The organism is Microbacterium binotii (assembly GCF_021398715.1).
GTDB classification, from domain to species: Bacteria; Actinomycetota; Actinomycetes; order Actinomycetales; family Microbacteriaceae; genus Microbacterium; species Microbacterium binotii_A.
Genome location: NZ_CP090347.1, coordinates 856547 through 880295, shown reverse-complemented (window position 1 = coordinate 880295; position 23749 = coordinate 856547). Strand labels below are relative to the sequence as shown.

Annotated in this window: 21 protein-coding genes, 1 tRNA gene and 1 other RNA gene; 8 read left to right on the top strand and 15 right to left on the bottom strand. The window is 70.4% G+C overall.

All coding sequences use genetic code 11. The features are described 5' to 3' along the window. Positions 1 to 2: 2 nt before the first annotated feature. From pta to ffs, 3 genes are all read right to left on the bottom strand, one after another. A complete protein-coding gene (pta, locus tag LXM64_RS04485; RefSeq protein WP_234074803.1) occupies positions 3 to 2141 on the bottom strand; it encodes a phosphate acetyltransferase in 2139 nt (712 codons plus the stop codon). A gap of 183 nt (positions 2142 to 2324) precedes the next feature. Beyond that, positions 2325 to 3704, bottom strand: coding sequence for a CoA transferase (locus LXM64_RS04480; protein ID WP_234074802.1), 1380 nt, complete (start codon positions 3702 to 3704; stop codon positions 2325 to 2327). Between the two features lie 36 nt (positions 3705 to 3740). Beyond that, positions 3741 to 3837: signal recognition particle sRNA small type (ffs, locus tag LXM64_RS04475), an RNA gene on the bottom strand. Positions 3838 to 3947: 110 nt separating this feature from the next. Between ffs and LXM64_RS04470 the strand changes: the two genes are divergently transcribed. From LXM64_RS04470 to LXM64_RS04460, 3 genes are read left to right on the top strand one after another with little or no spacing between them, the layout of a single operon-like run. Continuing rightward, positions 3948 to 4955, top strand: coding sequence for an AAA family ATPase (locus LXM64_RS04470; protein WP_419144855.1), 1008 nt, complete (start codon positions 3948 to 3950; stop codon positions 4953 to 4955). Positions 4956 to 4959: 4 nt separating this feature from the next. Further along, the gene (locus tag LXM64_RS04465) at positions 4960 to 6192 is read left to right on the top strand and encodes a DUF58 domain-containing protein (protein WP_234074801.1); all 1233 of its coding nucleotides are present in this window, start codon (positions 4960 to 4962) and stop codon (positions 6190 to 6192) included. Then, on the top strand, positions 6182 to 8443 hold the full coding sequence (locus LXM64_RS04460; RefSeq protein WP_234074800.1) for a transglutaminaseTgpA domain-containing protein: 2262 nt from the start codon (positions 6182 to 6184) through the stop codon (positions 8441 to 8443). Before LXM64_RS04465 ends, LXM64_RS04460 begins: the two co-directional genes overlap by 11 nt. A gap of 19 nt (positions 8444 to 8462) precedes the next feature. On the opposite strand, the gene LXM64_RS04455 is transcribed toward LXM64_RS04460, so the two are convergent. Both LXM64_RS04455 and LXM64_RS04450 read right to left on the bottom strand, forming a co-directional pair. Then, positions 8463 to 8867: an arsenate reductase ArsC gene (locus tag LXM64_RS04455; protein ID WP_234074799.1), complete on the bottom strand. Its 405-nt coding sequence runs from the start codon at positions 8865 to 8867 to the stop codon at positions 8463 to 8465. Positions 8868 to 8886: 19 nt separating this feature from the next. After that, positions 8887 to 10209, bottom strand: a complete 1323-nt coding sequence (locus LXM64_RS04450) for an NAD(P)-binding domain-containing protein (RefSeq protein WP_234074798.1) — start codon at positions 10207 to 10209, stop codon at positions 8887 to 8889. Positions 10210 to 10296: 87 nt separating this feature from the next. Between LXM64_RS04450 and LXM64_RS04445 the strand changes: the two genes are divergently transcribed. Beyond that, the gene (locus LXM64_RS04445; RefSeq protein WP_234074797.1) at positions 10297 to 10644 is read left to right on the top strand and encodes an ArsR/SmtB family transcription factor; all 348 of its coding nucleotides are present in this window, start codon (positions 10297 to 10299) and stop codon (positions 10642 to 10644) included. A 2-nt stretch (positions 10645 to 10646) separates the two neighbouring features. Beyond that, positions 10647 to 11147 (top strand): GNAT family N-acetyltransferase, encoded by a 501-nt coding sequence (locus LXM64_RS04440; protein ID WP_234075538.1) that lies wholly within the window; start codon positions 10647 to 10649, stop codon positions 11145 to 11147. 55 nt (positions 11148 to 11202) lie between these two features. On the opposite strand, the gene LXM64_RS04435 is transcribed toward LXM64_RS04440, so the two are convergent. The 8 genes from LXM64_RS04435 to LXM64_RS04400 form a co-directional block, all read right to left on the bottom strand. Then, a tRNA-Ser gene (locus LXM64_RS04435) sits at positions 11203 to 11294 on the bottom strand. A 51-nt stretch (positions 11295 to 11345) separates the two neighbouring features. Further along, complete coding sequence (locus LXM64_RS04430; protein WP_234074796.1) at positions 11346 to 11666, bottom strand: hypothetical protein; 321 nt, start codon at positions 11664 to 11666, stop codon at positions 11346 to 11348. A gap of 78 nt (positions 11667 to 11744) precedes the next feature. Next, positions 11745 to 12692: a helix-turn-helix transcriptional regulator gene (locus LXM64_RS04425; protein WP_234074795.1), complete on the bottom strand. Its 948-nt coding sequence runs from the start codon at positions 12690 to 12692 to the stop codon at positions 11745 to 11747. Between the two features lie 274 nt (positions 12693 to 12966). Beyond that, positions 12967 to 13242: a hypothetical protein gene (locus LXM64_RS04420; protein ID WP_234074794.1), complete on the bottom strand. Its 276-nt coding sequence runs from the start codon at positions 13240 to 13242 to the stop codon at positions 12967 to 12969. 131 nt (positions 13243 to 13373) lie between these two features. Further along, positions 13374 to 14150: an SDR family NAD(P)-dependent oxidoreductase gene (locus tag LXM64_RS04415; RefSeq protein ID WP_234074793.1), complete on the bottom strand. Its 777-nt coding sequence runs from the start codon at positions 14148 to 14150 to the stop codon at positions 13374 to 13376. Positions 14151 to 14241: 91 nt separating this feature from the next. After that, on the bottom strand, positions 14242 to 14793 hold the full coding sequence (locus LXM64_RS04410; RefSeq protein WP_234074792.1) for a TetR/AcrR family transcriptional regulator: 552 nt from the start codon (positions 14791 to 14793) through the stop codon (positions 14242 to 14244). 68 nt (positions 14794 to 14861) lie between these two features. Next, positions 14862 to 15749, bottom strand: a complete 888-nt coding sequence (locus LXM64_RS04405; RefSeq protein WP_326490538.1) for an SDR family oxidoreductase — start codon at positions 15747 to 15749, stop codon at positions 14862 to 14864. Positions 15750 to 15763: 14 nt separating this feature from the next. After that, positions 15764 to 16324: a Dps family protein gene (locus tag LXM64_RS04400; protein WP_234074791.1), complete on the bottom strand. Its 561-nt coding sequence runs from the start codon at positions 16322 to 16324 to the stop codon at positions 15764 to 15766. A gap of 208 nt (positions 16325 to 16532) precedes the next feature. Here LXM64_RS04400 and LXM64_RS04395 point away from each other — a divergent pair, with 208 nt between their 5' ends. Genes LXM64_RS04395 through LXM64_RS04385 form a run of 3 tightly spaced genes read left to right on the top strand, consistent with a single transcriptional unit; the run spans position 16533 to position 20025 of the window. Continuing rightward, positions 16533 to 18329, top strand: coding sequence for a glycoside hydrolase family 15 protein (locus LXM64_RS04395; RefSeq protein ID WP_234074790.1), 1797 nt, complete (start codon positions 16533 to 16535; stop codon positions 18327 to 18329). Beyond that, entirely contained in the window at positions 18319 to 19212 is an 894-nt protein-coding gene (locus tag LXM64_RS04390; RefSeq protein ID WP_234074789.1) for an SMP-30/gluconolactonase/LRE family protein, read from the top strand. The genes LXM64_RS04395 and LXM64_RS04390 overlap by 11 nt, the downstream gene beginning before the upstream one ends. Before the next feature lie 12 nt (positions 19213 to 19224). Then, a complete protein-coding gene (locus LXM64_RS04385; RefSeq protein WP_234074788.1) occupies positions 19225 to 20025 on the top strand; it encodes an SDR family NAD(P)-dependent oxidoreductase in 801 nt (266 codons plus the stop codon). A 3-nt stretch (positions 20026 to 20028) separates the two neighbouring features. Here LXM64_RS04385 and LXM64_RS04380 read toward each other — a convergent pair whose 3' ends face one another. After that, the gene (locus LXM64_RS04380; protein ID WP_234074787.1) at positions 20029 to 20526 is read right to left on the bottom strand and encodes a GNAT family N-acetyltransferase; all 498 of its coding nucleotides are present in this window, start codon (positions 20524 to 20526) and stop codon (positions 20029 to 20031) included. 98 nt (positions 20527 to 20624) lie between these two features. Continuing rightward, positions 20625 to 23606 carry an immunoglobulin-like domain-containing protein gene (locus tag LXM64_RS04375; RefSeq protein ID WP_234074786.1) on the bottom strand — a complete coding sequence of 994 codons (2982 nt, stop codon included), beginning with the start codon at positions 23604 to 23606 and terminating at the stop codon, positions 20625 to 20627. Between the last annotated feature and the right edge of the window lie 143 nt (positions 23607 to 23749).

Below are 23749 nucleotides of genomic sequence, written 5' to 3'. Positions count from 1 at the left end.
GTTCATGCCTTCCCTTCGGATGCGGGCGCATCGCCCTGAGCCTGGATCGCGGTGATCGCGATGGTGTTGACGATGTCTTCGACCAGCGCGCCGCGCGACAGGTCGTTGATGGGCTTGTTCAGACCCTGCAGGACGGGGCCGATCGCGATAGCCCCGGCCGAGCGCTGCACGGCCTTGTAGGTGTTGTTGCCGGTGTTGAGGTCGGGGAAGACGAAGACCGTGGCGCGACCCGCGACGGGCGAGCCCGGCATCTTCTTCGAGGCGACGGCGGCGTCCGCCGCCGCGTCGTACTGGATGGGCCCCTCCACGGGAAGCTCGGGTGCGCGCTCGCGCACGATGACCGTCGCCTCGCGCACCTTCTCGACATCCGCTCCCGACCCGGACTCACCGGTCGAGTAGGACAGCATGGCGACGCGCGGCTCGATGCCGAAGCGGTCGGCGGTCTCGGCGGAGGAGACGGCGATGTCGGCCAACTGCGGCGCCGTCGGGTCGGGGATGACCGCGCAGTCGCCGTAGACCAGGACGCGATCGGCGAGCGCCATGAGGAAGACGCTGGAGACGACGCCGACGCCCGGACGCGTCTTGATGATCTCGAAGGCAGGGCGGATGGTGTGGGCCGTCGTGTGCGCGGCGCCCGAGACCATGCCGTCGGCGAGACCGAGGTGCACCATGAGCGTGCCGAAGTACGAGACGTCGGTGACGGTGTCGGCGGCGCGCGCCATCGTCATCCCCTTGTGCTCGCGAAGCCGTGTGTACTCCTCGGCGAACTTCTGCACCAGGACGGGATCGAACGGGCTGATGACCTGGGCCGCGGCGATGTCGATGCCGAGCTCGAGAGCGCGCGAGCGGACCTCGACCTCCTCGCCCAGGATGATGAGGTCGGCGATACCGCGGGCGAGGACGGTGGCGGCTGCGCGCAGCACGCGGTCGTCGTCGCCCTCGGGCAGGACGATGCGACGGCGGTTCGAGCGCGCCCGTTCGACGAGCCCGTACTCGAACATGAGGGGCGTGACGACGGTGGGTTTGGCGAGGCCCAGCAGACGCGTCAGCTCGGCGCCGTCGACGTGCCGCTCGAACAGCGACAGCGCCGTGTCGTAGGAGCGCTGCGAGTCGGCGGCCAGCCGGCCACGGGTGTTCATGATGCGCACGGATGTGTCGTAGGTGTCGCGGTCGGTCGCGATGATCGGCAGCCGGGACCCGAGGCCGTCGATCAGACGGTCGATGTCGGCCGGCAGCGGGAAGGGACCGTTGAGGACGATGGCCGACAGCGACGGGAACGTGCCGGAGGCGTGCGCGAGCAGGGTCGCGAGCAGCACCTCGGTGCGGTCGGCGGGGATGACCACGACGGCCCCGTCGCTGAGCCGCGGGAGCACGTTGGCGGGGCTCATGGCGGCGACGATCACGCCGAGCACCTCGCGCGTCAGCAGTTCCTCGTCACCCTTCACGAGCGTGCCGTCGACGGAGCGCATGACGCCCCGGACGGTCGGGGCCACCAGGAAGCGGTCCTCGGGAAGCGCCCACACGGGCACCTCGATACCCGCAGGGACGATGTCGCGGACGGCTTCGATGGTCTCGTCCAGCATCGCGGGATCGACGCGGGTGGCGACCACGGCGAACAGCTCCGCGCGTGCCTGACGCAACTCGCCGACCGAGAGCTTCGCGATCTGGGCGATGTCGGCGGGCGTGCGCGGGTCGCTCGTGCCGAGCTGCTCGCTCTGTCCCTGCTGGGCGCGACCGCCGACGACGAGGAGCACGGGGGCGCCGAGGTTCGCGGCGATGCGGGCGTTGTATCCGAGCTCGGCGGGGCTGCCCACATCCGTGTAGTCGCTGCCGAGGATGACGACCGCGTCGCACTGCGCCTCGACGGTCTTGTACCGCTCCACGATGCGCGCGAGGGCCGCATCCGGGTCGGCGTGCATGTCGTCGTAGCCGACGCCGATGCAGTCGTCGTAGGCGAGGTCGACGCCGTCGTGGTCGAGCAGCATCTCGAGCACGTAGTCGCGCTCGGTGGTCGAACGGGCGATGGGACGGAAGACGCCCACGCGTGCGGTCGCATGGCTGAGCGCTTCGAGCACTCCCAATGCGATCGTGGACTTTCCCGAATGACCTTCCGCGGACGTGATGAGGATGCTCTGAGCCACCCGATCAGCCTAGGCGCGCCTCATGTGAGGAGCCAGATGAGGCGTCCGTGAATAAAATCCGCTCCCCCGGCAGCCCCTCTCCCCCCTCACTCCCCCGCGAGACTGCATCTCTCGCACGAGATCACGGGTAATGACAGTGATCTCGTGCCGGAGATGCAGTCTCGCGAGTGGGGGCGGCGGGGGTCAGAGCCAGGCGGGCGGGTCGCCGCCGAGGCGGGTCGCCACGCGATCGAAACGCAGGGTCGCCTCGCCCACCCGGAAAGGCGGCGGCGCGAGCAGGAGCGCACCCTCCGGCGTCTCGATCCGCTGTCCCGCAGCTGGCACCGAATCGGCGCCGGACTCGGCGCCGGATGCGGATGCGGCACCCTCCCCTGTGAGCGTCGTGAGTGCGTGGGCGGTGCGGGCGAGGGACAGTCGCCACGTGCTGCCACGCCCAGACACCTGGCGGCGGGTGATTCCGGAGACGGCGGCGGCCGCCGCGAGGTACCCCGTCGTCCAGTCGAGGGCCTGCACGGGCAGCGAGACAGGGGCCGCCGCATCCGCGTGCCGCATGCCGATGTCGGCGATTCCGGTCGAGAACTGCACCAGCGAATCGAATCCGCGGCGGCCGGCCCAGGGTCCGCTCCAGCCGTACGCGCGGACCCCGACCTCGACGAGTCCGGGGCGCAGGCGGTGTCGTTCGTCCTCGCCCAGTCCCAGGTGGTCGATGGCCCCCGCTCGGTAGCCGTGCACGAGGACGTCGGCGGCCGCCAGCAGATCGGAGAGCGTACGCCGCCCGGCGGGCGTCTTCGCGTCCAGGTGGGCGGAGCGTTTGCCGGCCATGACGTACGGGAGCACGGCGGGTTCGTCCCACGTGTCGGGGTCGATGCGGAGCACGTCGGCGCCGAGGCCTGCCAGCACCTGCGTGGCGGCGGGGCCCGCGATGACACGGGTCAGATCGAGCACACGAAGCCCTGCGAGCGGTCTGGCCGGCTCGGGATGCCAGGTCGAACCCGCGTCTGCCGACCCCGTATCGATGCGGGCGATGAGGGGCTCCGAGGCGACGGCGGAGCCGGGCACGGACCGCATCCACTCCGCGCGGGTGCACAGCGCCGCCGCCGCACCGCCCGCCGCGACGATCGCCGATTCGAGCTCTTGCGCACCGCGGTGGGCGATCGCGGCGGACAGCTCCTCGACCGTCTGCGCGTCGGGAAGCGCGAGTGCGGCCAGCAGGGCGGCCCGATGGTGCGGCGCGTTGGCATGCGTACGGATCCACGAGCCGTCGGCCGTCGGGAAGGCGCCGGACAGGGGATCCCAGGGCGAAGGGAACGAGCCCCGAGCGGGCCGGATGTGGCGGCCGAGCCACGCGTCGACGAGGGCGCGATCCACCCGCACCTCGGGGCCGGGCACCAGAGACGTGCTGTGCATCAGCGCGGCGACGGCCGAGGCCAGCGCGCCCATCGCCGTCGTGGCCAGCGTCGAGACAGGCAGGGCGTCGTCGAGGTGTGCGACCCCGCTGAGGCCGACGTCGCCTCTGACGTCGAGGATGCGGCGGAGCTCGTCCTGAGCGGTGTCCCGGTGCACGGCGCCACCCTACGCTCGAGGCACGTCGACGGGAAAAGAAAAGACTCTCCGCGAACCCGGCAGAGCCTGGTTACCCTTGCTACGTTTCCGTCCTGGGGGAGTTGGCCTGGATGCCGCCTCGCGGAGAGCTGACACAAGTCTAACCCAGCCCGCACACCGCCGCTCACGGCGAATACCCCGCCCCATGCTCCGCAGCGCACGTTACGATCGGGACACGATCGCGCCGACGGGAAGGCATCCGGCATGACCGATACCGCACGAGTCCTCACCGACGAGGTCGATTCCGCGATGAACGCCGAGCGGTTCACCCGCTTGACGCGCGCGATCGGCAAGAGCGTCGCCACCGTCATCGACGGCAAGCCCGATGCGGTGCGCAGCGCCCTCGTGGCCCTGCTCGCCGAGGGCCACCTGCTCATCGAGGACGTCCCCGGCGTCGGCAAGACCATGCTCGCCCGTGCGCTGGCGGCATCCGTCGACGCGACCGTGCGCCGCATCCAGTTCACGCCGGATCTGCTTCCGGGCGACGTGACGGGCGTGTCGGTGTTCGATCCCGTCGCCCGCGAATTCGAGTTCAAGCGCGGCGCTGTGTTCGCCCACATCGTCATCGCCGACGAGATCAACCGCTCCTCCCCCAAGACGCAGTCCGCACTGCTGGAGGCGATGGAGGAACGTCAGGTGACCGTCGACGGCGAGGCCCACCATCTCCCGGACCCGTTCCTCGTGGTCGCGACCCAGAACCCCCTCGACATGGAGGGCACGTACGCACTGCCCGAGGCGCAGCGCGACCGCTTCATGATGCGCATCTCGATGGGGTATCCGGATGCGGCGGCCGAGGCTCTCATGCTCCGCCAGCGCGAGACCGAGAACCCGCTGTCCCACATCCACCCCGTCGTGCACGCGGAAGAGGTGCTGGGGCTGATCGCCTGGGCCCGACGCATCCACGTCGCGCCCGCCATCGAGGAGTACGCGGTGGCGCTGGCCCAGGCCACGCGTACGCATCCCGAGGTGCGCCTCGGGGCGAGCCCACGGGCGACCCTCCAGCTCGTGCGGGCCGCGAAGGTGTGGGCAGCTCTCGAGGGGCGCGCGTTCGTCATCCCCGACGACATCGCAGCGCTGGTCGTGCCCGTCTTCGCGCACCGGATCATCGCGACGCGCTCCTCCAGCACCCGGGGCTCGGATTCGCACTCGGTGCCCAAGATCCTGGAGCGCATCGTCGACAGCGTCCGCGTTCCCCTCGCCGCGCGCGCCTGAGCGCATGAGACGCAGCTGGCCGCTCACGGCACGGGGAACCGGTGCCGTGATCCTCGCCCTCGCCTGCTTCGCCGCCGCGAACCAGCTGGGCCTCGTCGAGCTGGTCTTCGTGGGGCTGCTCCTCGTCTCGCTCGTCGTGGCCGGGCTGGTCGCCGTCTATGCCGCGCGCGGTCGCGCCGACGTCACCCGCACCGTCGTTCCCGCGGTACCGGATGCGGGCGACGAGATCGAGGTGACCGTGCGGGTCGGGGCGCGCTCCGCGCTTCCGACCTCCGGCGGCCGCTGGCGCGACTCGATGCCGGACGGTATCGAAGGCGGCGGCCCGGGCACCTTCCCCGCCGTCTCCTCCGGGTTCAGTCGTGACGATCGTGCGGTCGTCGTGGGGTATCGGGCCCGGGTGCTCCGCCGCGGCATCCATTGGATCGGCCCTTTCGAGCTCAGCTCGCTGGATCCGTTCGGCATCGCCCGGCGCACCGTCGCCCAGGGCGAGCTGACGCGGCTGGTGGTGACGCCCGCGGTCGAGGAGCTGCTCTCTCTCGCGGGCGTCGCCGGCGCCTCGGGCGGCAGTCTCTCGCGCGCGACGAACCGGCTCGGACAGGGCACCGACGACGTGATCGCCCGCCCATGGGCGCCCGGCGATTCCATGCGCCGCATCCACTGGCGCGCTTCCGCCCACCGCGACGAGCTCATGGTGCGCCAGGAGGAGCAGGAGAGCTCGCCCGAGGCGACGATCGTCTTCGACCGCGCGCTGGGCCGCTTCTCCCCCGATGCCACCGAGGCCACCGGGTCCGATCCCGCCTTCGAGGCCGCCGTGGGCGCGGTCGCGTCCGCGCTGGCACGACTCGTCGCCGACGGATACACCGTCGCACTCATCGAACCCGACGGCGTCCCGCTGTGCGACCACGTGGAGCCGGCGGATGCGCCGGCGCTCGAGGCCGCGATGCTCGTGCTGGCGACGGTGCAGGCGCGGCTGGACGACCGCCTCGGTGCGCTCGCGGGACTGTTCGCGGGCGAGACGACGGGTCCGCTCGTGCTGGTCACCGGCGCGCTGTCGCAGACGGATGCGGCGATGCTCGCGACCGTGGGCCACCACAGCGCCTTCCCCGTACTGCTCAGCACCGCTCCCGCACCCGGGGCGTTCGATGCGGCGACCGGCTGGACGGCCGCGCCACTCGGCGACGATGTCGCCGACGCGTGGCGTGACGCGGTTTCCGAGAGGCTCCCTCATGCCGGCTGAGAAGACCACGCACGCCCAGGGGCAGGCCGCGCTGGCCGTCGGTGTGTTCGTCGCGCTCGTCGCCACGACGCTTCCGGTGATGCGGGTCATCGCGCCCGGCGCCTGGGTCGCGGCCGGTTTCGGGCTCGCCGCCGTCGTCCTGGTCCTCGGCGCCGTGCTGCGCCGCGTCGGCGTCGCGGGGCTGGTGGTCACCGGCATCGACATCGTCGTCTGGGTGCTCGCGCTGACCCTGCTCTATCTGCGCGACAGCGCTTGGGGCGGGCTCGTCCCCTCCCCGGCGTCGTTCGACGCGGTGAGCGCGCTGGTCTCCTCCGCGGTGCAGGAGATGGCGGTGGGGGCGGCGCCGTTGACCGCGACGCCCGCACTGTCGTTCTTCGTCGTCGCCGCGATCGGGGCGCTGGCCATCGTCCTCGATCACGTGGTCATCACGACGCGGATGCCGCTGCTCGCCGCCATCGCCCTCGTCGCCGTCGCCGTCGTTCCCACCATCGCGGTGCCGGCGTCGATGGATGTGTTCGCCTTCGTCCTGCTGGCCGCCAGCATCCTGTTCCTGCTCGCGACCGACACGCGCACCCGCCGCGGCACGACCGGCCCGCGCGGTGCCCCCGCCGCAGCGTCGGCCGCCCTCATCGCCGTCGCATCGATCGCCGTGGCGGTCGTCGTCACACCGCTACTGCCCGCCCCCGACGGCGAGGCGGCGGTGAGTGGAGCCGGCAGCAGCGGCATCAACCCGACCCTGCGCCTCGGCGACGACCTGCGCCGGCCGAACCCCGTCGAAGTGCTGCGGGTGCGCTCGTCCGAGCCCCGCGCTCCGTACCTGCGCGCCGTGACGTTGTCGAGCTTCGCGGGCGAGGTCTGGCGACCGGACGAACGCGATGCGACGCCGGTGGGCGCAGGACCGGGGTTCGGCCCGGTGCGCACGGATCCCGACATCGCTCGCACCAGCGCCGACACGAAGATCGACATCGTGAAACTGAACACCCCGTACCTGCCCATCCCCTTCCCCGCGACGGCGATCGGCGGGCTCACGGGCGACTGGGGCATCGTGGCCGACAACCGCACGGTGGTCAGCGAAGACGGGGATTCCCGCGGCCAGAGCTACGAGGTCATCACCGAGACACCCACCCCCACACTGGAGCAGATCCGTGCTGCGACCTCCCGCGGCGCCGACGTCGACCCCGAACTCCGCGAGATCCCCGACGACACCCCGGCGAACGTCTCCGAGCTCGCCCGGGCCGTCACGGCCGAGACGAGCAACGACTATGACGCCGCGTTCGCCCTGCAGCGCTGGTTCCGCTCGAGCGAATTCACCTACTCACTGGACGCACCCGTCCAGGAGGGTTTCGATGGAGCGGGCGTCGACGCGATCGGACAGTTCCTCGAGGTGCGCAGCGGGTACTGCGTGCACTTCGCCTCCGCCTTCGCCGCCATGACGAGGTCGCTGGGGATGCCGACGCGTATCGTGATCGGCTACCTGCCCGGCACCGCCACGTCGGATCGGATCGACGGCGACCTCGTCTACTCGGTCTCGAGCGACCTGCTGCACTCCTGGCCCGAGGTGTACTTCGAGGGCATCGGCTGGGTGCCGTTCGAGCCGACCAACAGCCTCGGCGTGCCGACCGTGTTCTCCAGCGGTGTGGGCACCTCGCCGGATCAGATCGACTCCGCATCCCCGGCACCGACGGCGGAAGCCACGCCCACCACCGCTGCGACCGAGCGCCCCGACACCCCGGACAGCCCGCAGGCCGGCGCGATCGACGGCAGTGCCGGAACCGGCACGATCGTTCCCGCCGTGTGGGTGACGGTCGCCGCCCTCCTCCTGCTGACGGCTCCCGCGCTGGTCCATGCGCTGCGTGGCCGACGGCGCCTGATCCTCGCCGCGCGGGGTGACGCGAGCGCCGCGTGGCTGTTCGTGGAGGAAGCGGCGATCGATCTCGGCCTGCCGGTCCCCGCGAGCGCATCGCCACGCGCGCTGGCCGAGCGTCTCATCGCGGCCGGGGCACCGGCGGACGATCTGCGATTGCTCGTGGACGCCATCGAGCACGCCAGCTACGCGCCCGCATCCGCGGCGTCGATCGACGGCGCCAGCAACCTCGCCGCGGCGGCCTCGCGCGCTCGTCGCGGGCTGATGGATGCCACCGCGGCTCCGCGACGCATCCTCGCCGTCGTCGCACCGCGCTCTCTCGTCATCCGTCCCGGCACGACTGCGGCTGGCGCGGGCTGGCACGAGCGCGACCGTATACCTTTGTAGGCGAAGAGGATTCAGTTCCTCAGCTGAGGCTTGCGATGAGGTCTCGCACCCTCGCTTTGATGTCGTCGCGGACCTCGCGCACGACGTCGACGGGCTGCCCGGCGGGATCGGTGAGCTGCCAGTCTTCGTAACGCTTGCCGGGGAAGATCGGGCAGGCGTCTCCGCATCCCATCGTGATGACGACATCCGCCTGGCGGACAGCATCGGTCGTGAGGATCTGCGGGGTGGCACCGGAGAGGTCGATGCCCTCTTCGGCCATGACCGCGACGGCGGCGGGGTTGATCGCATTGCCGGGTTCGCTTCCGGCGGAGAAAACCTCGATGCGATCGCCCGCGAGGGCTCGCAGGTAGCCTGCGGCCATCTGCGAGCGGCCGGCGTTGTGCACGCAGACGAAGAGGACTGCGGGCTTGGTTGCTTCGGTCATGAGGTTCCCTCTGTTCGGATCAGGAGCGGGCGGAAGGATTCGGGATGAGCGAGAAGAGCGCGCCAGGTGGGCTGCAGCATGCGCCGCCGGCCGACGCGTCGGGCGCGTCGAAGAGCCCGGCGCCCCCGCACACCCCCGTGTCCGGCAGGATGAGGTCGATGCGTCGCGCGGCTTCGTGGTCGCCCGCCAGCTCCGCGACGACGCTGCGCACCTGCTCGTACCCGGTGAGCGCGAGGAAGGTCGGAGCGCGGCCGTAGGACTTCGCGCCGACGATGTAGAAGCCCGGCTCAGGGTGGGCGAGGTCGGCGGCGCCGGTGGCGGCAACGGACCCGCAGGAGTGGATGTTGGGATCCACCTCGGCGGCGATGCGGACGGGAGCTTGCAGCACGGGGTCCAACTGCAGGCGCAGCTCCGAGAGGAACGACAGATCGGGTCGGAAACCGGTGAGCACCACGGCACGATCAGCGGCAAGACGACGACCATCCTCGGACTCCAGCACCACGCCGTCATCGTCGGCCGCAAGACGTTCGATGCGGAATCCCGTCACGAGCGACACCAGGCCGGCATCGACGAACTCCTTCGCCCGGATGCCGAGGGCTCCGCGCGCGGGCAGTTCGTCGGCAACGCCGCCTCCGAAGGCGTTCTCGGCGCTGGCGCGGCGCAGGGCCCACGTCACCGTCGTGTGCGGGTCGCGACGCGCCACGCCCGCCAGGGCGAGGACCGCTGTGAGCGCCGAGTGCCCGGAGCCGATCACGACCGTGTGCTTCCCCGCGAACTCGTTCCCATCCTCGAAGTCGGGGATCCGGTACGACAGCGAGCCTGCCACGGCGCGCTCGCCCAGCGCGGGCAAGCCGTCCGCACCCGCGGGGTTGGGTGAGGACCAGGTGCCCGATGCGTCGATGACGGCACGCGCCTGAAGCCGCTCCTCCTCCCCCTGTGTCAGCTGGATGTGAAGGGTGAACGGGAGGTCACCACGACCCGCGTCGACGAGTCGGTCGCGCCCCGAACGGGACACTCCCACCACCCGTGCGCCGTAGCGAACCCGTTCTCCGAGCGCCGCCGCGAGCGGCGCGAGGTAGCCGCTGATCCACTGCGCTCCCGTGGGATGGCCCGTCGATGGCGCCGTCCATCCCGTCGCATCCAGGAGTCGCGCAGCAGCCGCGTCGACGAGTTCGGGCCAATCCGAGAAGAGGCGAACGTAGCTCCACTCGCGCACGGCTGCGGCAGGGGCGCTTTCCGCCTCCAGCACGACCACCGGCAGCCCTCGCTCGACGAGATGTGCGGCGGCCGCCAGCCCCTGCGGGCCTGCGCCGATCACCGCAACCGGCAGCGTCTCATCCATCCTCAGCCCTCCTCCCATCGATGCCTGTCGATAGGTAAGAGTCCGGCACGCATCGACAGATGTCAATACGAGGTGCACAATCGAGGGATGCCGAGCTTGCTCCCCCTCCTCACGACCGAGACCGGTGACTGCTGTTCCCCCACCCTGAGTGACGCGTTGACGATCGACGAGGCGGATGCCATCGCCCGCACATTCAAGGCCCTGGGCGACCCCACACGGGTACGCCTGCTGTCGCTGATCGCAGCATCGCGCGACGGCGAAGCATGCATCTGCGACCTCACGGAGCCGGTGGGATTGTCCCAGCCGACCGTTTCGCATCACATGAAGCTGCTCGTGGACGCCGGACTCGCTACGCGCGAGCAGCGCGGACGCTGGGCATACTTCCGCGTGGTCACCGAAGCGCTCGACCGCGCGGCGAACGCACTCCGTCCGTGAGCATGATCGGCATCCGTCCGATGCAGCCTGCGGATTGGCCTGCCGTCGAAGCGATCTACCGGGCGGGCCTCGCGACGGGCAACGCGAGTTTCGACGCAGAACCGCCGACGTGGGAGGCATTCGACGACGGGAAGTTGAAGGTGGGACGGCTCGTCGCCGTTGACCCCGAGGGCGTTGTCACCGGTTGGGTCGCCGCATCCGCCGTCTCCCACCGCGAGGTCTACCGGGGCGTCGTCGAGCACTCGGTCTATGTCGCGACGGACGTTCGCGGCGGCGGCGTCGGTCGCGCTCTCCTGAGCGCGCTCCTCGATGCGATGGACGACGCAGGCATGTGGACGGTGCAGTCGAGCATCTTCGTGGAGAACAGCGCGAGCCTCGCACTCCACGAGCGGGCGGGCTTCCGTCGCGTCGGACGCAGGGAACGCATCGCGCTCATGTCGTATGGACCGTGGGCTGGTCAGTGGCGCGACACTGTCCTGGTGGAGCGACGCCGCCGGGACTGATCTCGGCCTGCATGCGAGAACCCCGCCCGAACGCTCGTTCGGACGGGGTTCTCCGTGGCGGAAGTGACAGGATTTGAACCTGCGAGGCGAGTTACCCCGCCTACATGGATTCCAGCCATGCTCCTTAGGCCGCTCGGACACACTTCCAAGGAGCGATCCTAACACGGGCGGTCGCCGGCGCCCGTCCGCAGGCTCCGCTCACCCCGCGTCGTCGCCGGGTTCCGCACGCTCCGGAAGAAGGACGATCCCGCCCGAGGAGTGCGCCGAACGGGCGAGCTCTTCGATCCACTCGCGGCTGATCTCGGCGGGCTCCGGGTCGTCGAACACGAAGCGCAGTGGGATGGAGGGGGCGAACCAGAGGGTGCTGCGTCCACCCTCCTCGCCCTCCGGATGCGTGAGCGACACCGTGAAGCTCTCGCCACGGCGCAGCTTCGTGGCGATGACGACTTTCAGGTGCGCAAGAGCGCGATCCTCGATCTCCACCGCCGTCTCGCCCGCTCCGTAAAAGATCTGTCCCATGCCGTTCACGGTATGCGAGCACTTTCGCAGGTTCGCGGACTCCACTCCGAGCGCGCACGAAATGTCCCCGACGCGCGCTCAGCGCCGCAGCGTGTGCGAGGGCGGCTCACCGTAGGCCCCGGCGTAGAGGTGCGCGAAGCGGCCCGTATGGGCGAAGCCCCACCGCGCCGCGATCTCCCGCACGGTGCGGGCACCCGCATCCGCCGCCATCAGATCGGCGTGCGCCCCCTCGAGCCGGATGCGACGCAGGAAGGCCGACGGCGACATCTCGTACGAGCGCCGGAACGCGAGCTGCAGACCGCGCACCGACGTCCCCGCGGCGAGCGCGACGTCACCGATCGTGATCGGGTCGGCGACGTGCTCCTCCATGAACGCGATCGCCCGGCGCACGGTGCGCGGCGAGCTCTGCGCGCGCGTGTGCGAGTGCTCGCCCAGTAGCGGGAAGGAGGTCGCGATCGCCGCCACGAGCTGGTGCGTGAACTGGGCGCGCAGAAGCGGTGACGTGGCCACCGTCTCGTCGGCGAGCAGGGTCGCCTCGATGAAGCGCAGCGTCTCGGCGACGATCGAGTGGCGCTGCGCGCTGCCGTTGACCCGGTCGGTCCGAAGACGCGGCGGCTCCTCCCCCAGCATCCCGCGCAGCACCCGATGGAACGTGTCGGCGTCGATGCTGACCGCCCGCAGCTGCAGCTGGGTGAAACGTGCCGAGAACGCGGTCGCCGGCGGTACGAGGAACGGGATGCGGCCGTCGCCGCTCTCCTGACCCACCGACCACCGATGACGGCCCGCGACCGCGTGGGCGACGATGAACTGGGGGAACTCCTCCGCGTCCGTGCGGTTCGATCCGCCGAAGCGGAGCGCCGCGGCCATGAGGGTGCTGTCGCTCACGGCAGCCATCTGGTAGCGGAATCCGGCCGGAGGATCGGCCGTCAGAACCATCGCGGTGTTGAAGAGCTCGCTCACCGACTCCTGCGCGCGTTGCGGGTCGTCCGTCTGCAGTCCACGGCGAGAGGGCGTCCCCTCCCTCACGCCCCGTCACCTAAAACGACGACCGTGGAATCCAACCTGCCCAACTGCCCTCCTCGCGCGCCGATCACGGCGCATCCCCACCCTGTGTGATCACCCGCCCGCCGGCTCGGTATCGATCCGATCCACGCGGGAAGTATCCGCCACACGCAGCCGCGTGACAGTAACGAGAATCGAGGTCGTTCGTGCACGAACGAAGAGGGTTGACACCGGATACGCGATCTGGCATATCCGCATCCGGTCACCGGTTGCGGCGTCGGTGGCGAACCGGATCCGATCAGCGCGAGGAGCCGTCGAGAAGCACCGTCACCCGGTCGAAGTCGAGCGTCTGCGCGATCTCCTCCGCGCGGTCGTAGCGGGATCCCGCGAGGACGACGAACACGGCACCGACCACGTCGACGAATCCGACGCAGTCCTCGCCACGCAGGGCCCGGTAGCGTTCGGGGGCGATGCGCTCCCACCGCAGCTCCTGGACATCCGGGGTCTCGACGGTGACCTCGGCGGCGGTACCGGCTGCGGGCGTGCGGTTCTCAGGCATCATCTGCAGCGTCATCGTCGCCTCCTGCTCCGTGGGGTTTCCCCCACTGTGCTCTCGGGCGGTGTCAAACGGCTGAGGCTTGACTTATGGTCTGCTGCTCGCCTACGGGTGCGCGGGCGCACCGGGAGGGGCGCCCGCGCAGCGGCTCAACCGAGGAAGGGGCGCAGGTCGGGGTATCCGCTGGTCTGCCAGGCGCCGTCGACGACGACGTTCTCACCGTTGACGTACGAGGCGTCATCCGACGCGAGGAACAGTGCGACACCGGCGATCTCCTCAGGCTCGGCGGGACGCCCGGCCGGGATGCGGGCCATGTACGCCTCCGGAACACCGGGCATGCTCATGAGACCACCGGTGAGCGGAGTCGCCACGAGCCCCGGCGAGACCGCGTTGACGCGGATGCCGTTGCCGGCGAGCTCCAGTGCGGCGTTCTTCGTGAGCATCACGACACCGGCCTTGGCGGCCGAGTACCCCGCGCCGAAGTGCATCGGGACGAGCGAGTTCAGCGACGCGACGTTCACGATCGCGCCGCTCTGTCCCTCGGAGAGGAAGTGCTCGGCGCCGAGCTTCGTGCCGAGGAAGGCGCCGTAGAGGTTGAGGCGGATGTTGAAATCCCACGTCGCGAGGTCCATGTCCACGATGCGGCCCGGCCGGGATCCGCCGGCGACGTTGTAGACCGCGTCGATGCGTCCGAAGCGTTCGCGCGCGCCGTCGAAGAGCGCCGTCATCCCGCCTTCGTCGGTGACGTCGGTCGCGAGTCCCGCCACGCTGTCGCCGAACGTGGCGCCGGCGGCGGCGACCGCCTGGGCGTTGATGTCCGCGACGAAGACCCGAGCGCCCTCATCCACCAGGCGACGCGTGATCGCCGCGCCGATTCCGGAGACGCCTCCGGTGACGATCGCGACCTTGCCGTCGAAACGTGCCATGACTGCCTTCCCGCGACGACCGGGCGGCGTCGCTGCTCGACAGCAGTCTAGGCAATCTATCTGACATATGTCTTATAGATTCGCCGGTCGGTCAGAGCTGCCACCAGTCGGCGGACGCGGCCAGGATCACCGCGACCGCACGATCGAGATCCGCCATGTCCGTGCGCAGCCACTCTTCGATCGCACCCACCGTTCCGGCCGCGGCATAGGCGACGGCGAGCGAGACCGCGGCGGCATCGCCCGCGATCGCCGCGGGGACGATGCCGGGACGCTGCCGCACCCACTGGTCCAGTCCCTGCCGGAGGCTCCGCTCGAGCCCCGCACGCACCGGCGCCGCCAGCAGCGGCTCCATCGCCGAGCGGTACACAGCGGCCCGCGTGCGAACGTGCTCCAGCAGCATCCGTTCGCCGTCGCCGATCGCCGCATCCGCACCGAGGGCGGCCGTCACCTCCTGCAGCTCCGCCGCGAGCGCATCGGCCGTCAGCTCCGCGACGCCCGCCGCATGCCGATAGAACGTGTCCCGGGTGACCCCGGCGGCGCGACAGAGGTCGGTCACGCTGATCTGCGACAACCGCATGGTGGACGCCAGCTCGAACGCCGCAGCGCGCAGGCGCTCCTGCGTGCGACGCACCCGCGGATCCATCCGCCCATGCTAAGCGCACGCACGGAGACGGCCGCCCGGTGTCCGGACGGCCGTTTCCCCCGCGAAGGTCAGTGCACCGGCATCCCGCCCGTCACGGCGATCGTCTCGCCGACCACGTAGCTGGACTCCTGGGAGGCGAGGAAGACGAACGCCGGAGCGAGCTCGACGGGCTGACCTGCCCGTCCGATCGGCGTCTGCGAGCCGAACTCCTCGATCTTCTCGTTCGGCACGTAGGCGGGCTGCAGCGGCGTCCAGATCGGACCGGGCGCGACACCGTTGACGCGGATCCCGCGTTCGATCAGCTGCGTGGACATCGCACGGGTCCAGTTGGCGATACCCGCCTTCGAGACCGCGTACTCGGCCAGCGACGGCGAGGGCTGGAAGCCCTGCACACTCGAGGTCGTGATGATCGCAGCCCCGGGCTTCAGGTGGGCGGATGCGGCCTTGGTCAGCCAGAACAGCGGATAGATGTTGGCCTTCACCACGTGGTCGAGGGTGTGCGTCTCGAAGTCGTCGATGCTGTCGACCGTCGGCATCGTGCCGGCATTGATCACGAGGATGTCGAGGCCGCCGAGCTCATCGACAGCGCGCTCCACGACCTCGATGTTGGTCTGTTCCTGTTGGAGGTCTCCGGGAAGGAGCACGGCCGTGCGACCCTCCTTCTCGATCAGCGCCGCGACCTCCTCTGCCTGCGCCTGCTCCTCGGGCAGATAGCTGAGCGCCACATCCGCGCCCTCGCGGGCGTAGGCGATGGCCACCGCGCGACCGATGCCGGAATCGGCACCGGTCACGAGCGCCTTGCGCCCGGGCAGTCGCCCGAAGCCGATGTAGCTGGTCTCGCCGTGGTCGGGCGCGGGGTCCATCTCGTGGATGTCCCCCGGTGCGCTCTGCTGCTGGGGCGGGAACGGCGGACGGGGGAACTGGGTGGTCGGATCCTGGGCGTCGTACATGCTCATGGTGCGACCCCCTCTCAGCGCGCCGCCGGCGCGCGGTTCTCGGCGCTGACCATCCACGCGAGCTGCTCGAGGCGCTCCAGGACCGCATGCAGGATGTCGGCGCTCGTCGGGTCCTCGTCGTCGACCTCGTCGTGCACGTCGCGGCAGGTGCCGATCGTGGCCTCGAGACGCTCGGTGATGAGGTCGATGACCTCGCTCGTGTCGATCTCACCCTGCGGGAACTCGGGCAGTGTGGTGGTCTCGGCGACCGTGTCGCTGCGGCCGTCCGGGAGGGCGTGCAGCGCCCGCATCCGCTCTGCGACGGTGTCGCTGAACTCACGGGCGGCGTCGATCACCTCGTCGAGCTGGAGGTGGGTGTCGCGGAAGTTGCGGCCGACCACGTTCCAGTGCGCCTGCTTGCCCTGCAGCGACAGCTCGATCAGGTCGACGAGCACCTTCTGCAGATTGTCGCTGAGTTCCTGGGATGCGGTGAACCCGCTCTCCGCGTTCTGCTCCTCGGTGAGTCCGGCTCCTGCTCCACCCTTCGCGGGGCGGCGGCGGTTGCGCGTGGTGCTCGATGCGTTCGTGGCGGCCATGTCGTCCTCCTTCGTCTTCGAGGACGGGTCGTGCCCGTCGCTCGGTGTCTGACAGATGTGACGCTAACCCCGGCCCGACACACGTCGGCGGGGGTTGTCCGCTCCGCCGCGGGTTGCTAGCGCTCGCGCACCCGGCGACGCTTAACCCGCCCAGCCGCCGCATGCAAGCCTGCCCTCGCGGACCGGGCGGGCGCCTAGCGTGGCTGCCGTGTCCCGGCCCTTCTCCGACCTCTCGTCCTACGCCGCGATCGGCGACGGCCGGACGATCGCTCTCATCGATCGTCGCGGCAGCATCGACTGGCTGCCGGTTCCCAACCTCGACTCCGTGCCGGTCTTCGCCCGCATCCTCGATGCCGACAACGGCGGATGTCTGGAGATCACCCCGGTGGGCGAGTTCGAGGTGCGTCGTCGGTACGTCGCGCGTACGAACGTGCTGCAGACGACCTTCGTCACGCCGTCCGGCACCGCGCGTCTCACGGACGCGATGGTGACGGGCGTCGCCGGACGTCTCCCCTGGGCGGAGCTGGCGAGGCGCGTCGAGGGTATCGACGGCGACGTCGCCTTCACCTGGCGCGTGCAACCCGGAACCCGCCTGAACACGGCGGCGCCCTGGGCGGAGCAGCGCGACGGTGCCACCATCCTCCGCGTCGGCGAGACATCGCTGGCGGTGGTGGGCAAGGACCACGGCACCCCGACCACCGTCGATGACGGCGCGGGCCCGCGGGTCGAGGGATCCTTCACGACCTCCCCCGAGTCGCGTCACCTGCTCGTGGTCGTCGCGACCGACGGCGAGCCGCTCCACCTGCCGCATCCGGAGAACGTCGACCGCAGCATCGATCGGACGATCGAGGGCTGGCGCGCGTGGTCTCGGGAGTTCGGCTACGACGGCCCGTGGGCGGCCACGGTCCAGCGCAGCGCACTCGCCCTGAAGCTGCTGGTCTACTCCCCCACCGGAGCCATCGCCGCGGCCGCCACGACATCACTGCCGGAGAACCCGCGCGGCGGCAAGAACTGGGACTACCGGTTCGCGTGGGTGCGCGATCTCGCCTACACCGCGCACGCGCTCGTGCGCTTCGGCCTCCGTGAGGAGACACACGCCGCGATCTCGTGGCTGCTGCGCACCATCCGCGACAACGGGCCCGACCTGCACGTGCTGTACACGCTGCGCGGCACGCTCGCGCAGAACGTCACCGAGCACGAGGCGCCGGGCTGGCGCGGGATCGGCCCCGTGGTGACCGGCAACCCGGCACACGGGCAGCTTCAGCTCGGCGTCTACGGCGACCTCTTCGCCATCTGCCGGACATACGTGGATGCGGGCAACGTGCTGGATGTCGCCACCGGGCGCATGCTCGCCGCCATGGCAGACCGCACGTGCGACGAGTGGCGCAAGCCGGACTCCGGGATGTGGGAGCTCCCCGAGATCCGCCACTACACCTCCTCGAAGATGGGCTGCTGGCAGGCGCTGCGCGACGCGGTCGAACTCGCCGAGGCGGGCGCCATCCCCGGCAGCGCCGAGCGTTGGGCCTCCGAGCGCGACCGCATCGCGGCCTGGATCGCCGAGCACGGCTGGTCGGAGGAGATCGGGGCGTACGTCATGCATCCGGGATCCACGGATGTCGACACCTCGGTGCTCCTGCACGCCGAGAGCGGATTCGACCGCGGTGAGCGGATGTCTCGGACGATCGACGTGCTCACCGAGCGGCTCGGCGGCGGAGACCTGCTCTACCGCTACACCGGGATGGATCAGGAGGAGCACACGTTCGTCGCCTCCGCGTTCTGGCGGGCCGGCGCGCTCGCGTGCGTGGGACGCCACGACGAGGCCGTCGCGGCCATGGACGACCTGGTCGCCCGCGCCAACGACGTCGGGATCTTCGCCGAGATGATCTCGGAGCACGACGGTTCGTCGTGGGGTAACCTCCCCCAGGCGCTCAGCCACCTGGCCGTGATCGGCGCCGCTCTGACGATCCGCGACCTCGTGCCCGCGGAGGAGCTCGATGGGCACTGAACCCCGCCTCTTCCGTCGCCTCGACGCGATCCTCGTGGAGAGCATCTTCTGGGACGACCGCACCCACGAGCTCGTCTGGGTCGACATCACCCGCGGCACGATGCATCGCGCCCGGCTGGACGATCCCGAGGACGGCTCCCGCGACACCGTCGTGCGGCTGCCGGCGCCCGTGAGCGCCGTGCAGCCCGCCGCATCCGGCGGGTTCGTCGCCGCACTGAAGGATCGCGTCGTGCTCCTGGATGCGGACGGCGCCGTCCGGCGGACCGTGGCCGTCCTGCCCCACGCGCACGCGGGGATCCGCAGCAACGAGGCCAAGGTCGACCCGTTCGGGCGTTTCGTGGTGGGAGCGATGAACGTCACCACCGGCGCGCCGGATGCGGGCCTGTACATCGTCGACCCGACGGGCTCCGTGCGCGTGCTCCGCGGCGGGTTCGGCGTCGCCAACGGCTTCGAATGGTCCGACGATGCGCACACGATGTATGTCACCGACACGGCCACCCGGACCGTCTACCGCGGCGCGTACACCCCGGAGCCCGAGGCACTCGGCGAGCTGACGCCGTTCTTGCTCGGCGAGGACTCCGACGGCCTCGCCCTCGACACCGACGGACGATTCTGGAACGGCGTCTACGGCGCGGGGCAGGTCGTGCGGTGGACTCCCGACGGGCGCATCGAGGCCCGCATCCCGATCCCCGCGCCGCAGGTGACCTCCGTCGCCTTCGGCGGGCCGGAGCGCAATCTGCTGTTCGTGGGCACCGCTCGCGAACAGCTCACCGAGCAGCAGCTCGTGGCCGGGCCACTCAGCGGCTCGATCTTCGTGCTCGACACGGACGCCGAGGGGCGCCCGGCACACACGTTCGGACCGATCCCGTCCGACGGCGAATGAAAGGACACCGACATGGATCTCGGCATCGCAGGCAAGAAGGCTCTCATCACCGGAGGCGACTCGGGGATCGGCTTCGAGACCGCCAAGCTGCTCCTCGCTGAGGGAGTGACGGTCGTGCTCACCGACCGCGATGCGGACACGCTCGAGGAGGCCGTCGCCGAGCTCGACGCACCCGACGGCCGACTCCACGCGTTCGCCGCCGACATCACCGATGTCGCATCCGTGGCCGAGCTGCACCGCAAGACGACGGATGCGGTGGGCGCCATCGACATCCTCGTGCAGTCCGCGGGCATCACCGGTGCGCAGGGGCTGTTCCATGAGATCGACGACGAGGGCTGGACATCGACGATCGAGACCGATCTGCTCGGACCGGTCCGCGTGATCCGGGAGTTCCTGACGGATCTGCGCTCCGGCGGATGGGGGCGTCTGGTGCTCCTCGCCTCCGAGGATGCGGTGCAGCCGTACGACGACGAGCTGCCGTACTGCGCGGCGAAGGCCGGCATCCTGGCGCTCGCGAAGGGGCTCTCGCGCAGCTACGCGTCCGAGGGACTGCTGGTGAACGCCGTCTCTCCCGCCTTCATCCACACGCCCATGACCGACGCGATGATGGAGAAGCGCTCGAAGGAGCGGGGCGAGTCGTTCGACGAGGCGATCGCGTCGTTCCTCGACCAGGAGCGGCCGTACATGGAGCTCGGCCGCCGCGGCGAGCCGGAGGAGGTCGCATCGGTGATCGCCTTCCTCTGCTCGGCGCGTGCCTCCTTCGTCAACGGGTCCAATTACCGCGTGGACTCGGGCTCGGTCGCCACCATCTGACGCTCAGCCGTCGGCGGCTGCGGAGTCGGCGAGGTCCTTGCGCAGGAAGACCTCGTCGGCGCCCCCGGCGCCGCCGGCGGCCTCCGCGACCACGTATCCCTGACGCTCGTAGAGCCGGATGTTGGCCTCACTCAGTCGGCCGGTGAACAGTTCCGCCGTGCGGGCGCCCGAGCGGCGACCGCACGCCTCGACCGCGTCCAGCAATGCGGACCCGATGCCCTCTCCCTGCTGGTCGGGCGCGATGGCGAGCCGTCCGATGAGCAGAACGTCGCCGTCCATACGCGCGCGGATCGCCCCGACCATCCTCCCGGCGCGCCGTGCCACCTGACCGAGATTCTCCCGCAGCTCGTAGGCGACCTCCTCGAGCGTCTGGGTGAACACCGGCATGTCGATGTCGCGGTAGATCAGCGCCTCCTGCACGAACGCGGCGCGCTGGAGAGTCAGCACCTCTCCCGCATCCTCTGGCGAGATCGGATGGATGTCGATGTCGTCGGCGCTCATGCGTGCTCCTGTCGGTCGAGGCTCCCCACCATCCTGCGCACACGCGCCGGGGCCGGGCCAGCTGTGCGCTGACCCGGCCCCGGTGGTGTAGGACCGCCTCAGCCGCAGGTGGTCGACGGCACGACGGCGCTCTGCGTCGTCGTGCGCCCGTCGGCGGCCCGCGCCGTCACGGTCACCGTCTGCGCGGGCGTCGCCGCCAGCCGGGTCGTGAAGGCTGCGGATGCCGAGGCGCCGGGGGCCAGCGTCAGCGCCTTGCTACCGTAGGCACCGACGATCGTCGCCGTGATGGTCGACGGATCGGTGTTGACGACCGCGACGGAGTGCACGACCTTCCCGGCCAGGCACTTCGCGGCGACGGTGGTCGTGAACGCGACGCCGAGCGTGACCGCCGCCGAACTCGATACGCTGACTCGTCCATCCCGGTAGCCGTCGTAGGTGGCGGTGACGGCACCGACCTGGGCGGGAACCTCGACCGAGGCGACCCCGTCGGCGAGGATCGCGCTCTGGCTCCAGCCGGCGCCGGCGAAGGTCACCGTGCCGGCGACCTGACCGGCATCCGCCGCGACGACGTGCGCGGTGGCGGTGCGGCCGGAGGCGGTGAGCGTCGTCGTCGAGGCGACCGCGGCCACATCCGTCCATCCGTGCAGGGCCGTCAGGACGGCCTGCGACACGTTGACGAAGGAACCGTGACGGGGGCTTGCCGGCAGACCGCCCACCGGGCGCACGTTCCAGTCGGCCCGGCGCGAGAGGCGGTCGCCCTGGTTGCTGCTCGCGATCTCGTCGCCTGTGGTGACGAACGCGCGGTAGCCCCCGGAGCCATAGTTGTCGACGAGGAAGACGTACCCGTCATCATCCGCGGTGTTGTTCGGGTCACCGTCGTTGAGCTTGACGATCTGCGGCCCTTCACCCGCTTGCCCGGTCTCGAGGCTGGTCATGGCGGTGTCGATCAGTTGCCAGCCCGTCTCGGGGTTCGCGTTCCAATCCGAACGGGTGGTCTTCGCGGTGAGCACCTTCGAACGCTCCAGGAAGATGTCCTTTCCGCGCTCGAGGCCGTCGGCGGCGCCGCCGTCCTCGTTCTTGGTGAACCGGTAGTAGTAGTCCCCGATCTTCTGCACCGTCGAGTCGATCCGCGCGTAACCGGTGTTCTGCCACTCGGCGGGCGGGTACGTGAAGGTGCGGAAATCGCGGGTCAGGACGGTGAAGACGCGGGCGTGCAGGTTGTCGTTGTTGGTCTTCGACGCGTCCGAGTACAGCCGCGACGAGAAGTGCACCACGTAGGACTGCAACTCGTCATCCCAGTACGCCTCGGGCGCCCACGTCATGCCTGCGGCCGGCTGGTTGATCGTGATACCCGTGTTCGCGTCGTTGGTGCGCTTCCAGTGCACCATGTCCGTCGACTCCCACACCTCGATCTTCAGGCTGCCCTCGGATTGGGCGGGGCCCCAGCCGGTTCCGCAGCTGATGCAGAGGTCGGTGGCGACCATGTAGTACTTGTCGCCGTCCTTGGAACGCAGCACGTACGGGTCGCGCAGGCCCTTCGTGTCGGTCGTCGAGGTGATGACCGGGTTTCCGCCGTTGACCGCGGAGAAGGTGAAGAAGTCGTTCCCGCTGGTGGCGGCCTGATAGATCTTCTCGTCGCCGTCGGATTTGAAGTACGCGGCCGCGTAACCGGCATCCGGTGCCCACCGGCCGTGCTCGGCGACGGTGATCTCGAACGTGCGCTGGGCAGAGCGTCCGTTCAGCGTGGCCGTCGCGGTGAGCGTGACGCTGCGATCACCCGCGCCGTATGCCGGCCTCGAGACGATGCCGCCGCCCGCGAACGGGTCGGCCGAGCCCGCCGTCGGCGCTGTGTAAGCCGGGTCGGTGCCGGTCACCAGGGTCGGGTCGGACGAGGTCCAGGTGATGGAGGCGCCGTTGACGGCACCCTTCGTCGCCAGCGGCAGGTTCTCGGTGGTGCGCGTCGCCAGGACGATCGCGTCGAGATCACTCGACACGGACGGAGCGACGACGGTGACGTCGAAGGTCAGCGTGCCCAGCGAGCTGACGGCCGTCAGGGTGACGGGGGTGTCCTGGGCGATGGAGCGGGAGACGACACCGGTCGTGGACACGGTCTCGGGCGAGGAAGACGTCCACGTGAGAGCGACGCCGTTGACGGTGGCCGCGAGCGTCAGGTTCGTGGACACCCGGCCGAGCGAGGGGTTGGCCCCCAGCATCGTTGCGAGCACATCACCGCGGAGCAGCGCGGCCGTGGCCGCGCTCTTCTCCTCGGTCGTCGGCATGCTGGCGCGCACGTCGTCCGCGGTGAGCGCTGCGTCCCAGAACTTCACGTCCGAGACGTCGGCGCGCAGCAGCGCGTCGCCCTGGTAGAGGGAGCGTCCGAGATACCCGAGGACGTTGCCGCTCGGGATGATCGAGCTGAGGGAGCGGGTGTGGGTGAGCGTCGAGATGACGGCACCGTCGCGGTAGAGGGTCAGCGTGTTGCCCTGCCCCACCATGGTGAGCGTCGTGAACCCGGGGTTCAGGCCGCCGCCGGCCGGCATCCGCGTCTCGCCGTTGTCGCTCCCGGACTTCACGCGGATCGCGGCGAGCGCCTGGTTGACGTAACCGCCCTGCGACGACCGCGGACTCAGGAAGATGTGGTTGCCGAGCTGGGTCGTGTTCCACGGCCCCACGCCGTCGCCGATGACCCAGCCGAAGTGATTCGCGGAGGTCTGCGTCGCGACGGTGTACTCGACGGTGAAGTCGTTGTCGGTGCCGGTCACGAGCCCCTTGGGCAGCGATGCGTACCCGTCGGCTCGGAAGCGCAGCACGGCGTCGCCCGCCGCATCCGCGAACGACGCGTCGGTGAAGCCGGTGAGCGTGGCGTTGCGGCCGTTGCCCGACACATCGAGCAGCGACTGACCCTGGTGGGACATGTCGTAGTGGGCCGTAGGGGCGGGGACGTCGGCGGCCTGAGCGGCGAGGGGGACGCCGAGACCGGTGACGGTGAGTGCTGCGCCGAGCACGGATGCGGCCAGCGCACGTGCGCGCCGGCGATGCCGTGTCGGGGTGACGGATTCGGGCGGGGAGTTTCTCGTCATCGAGAGTCCTGTTCGTCTCGAGCGACCAGGCCGCGTGCGGCCGACGTCGCATCGGATGCGGTGTTCAGTTGTGGATCTGCCCGCGCGCGGGCACGACACGGCGTCGGAGCGGGCCGTGCGGCCGCCCCGACGCCGTGTCGGGG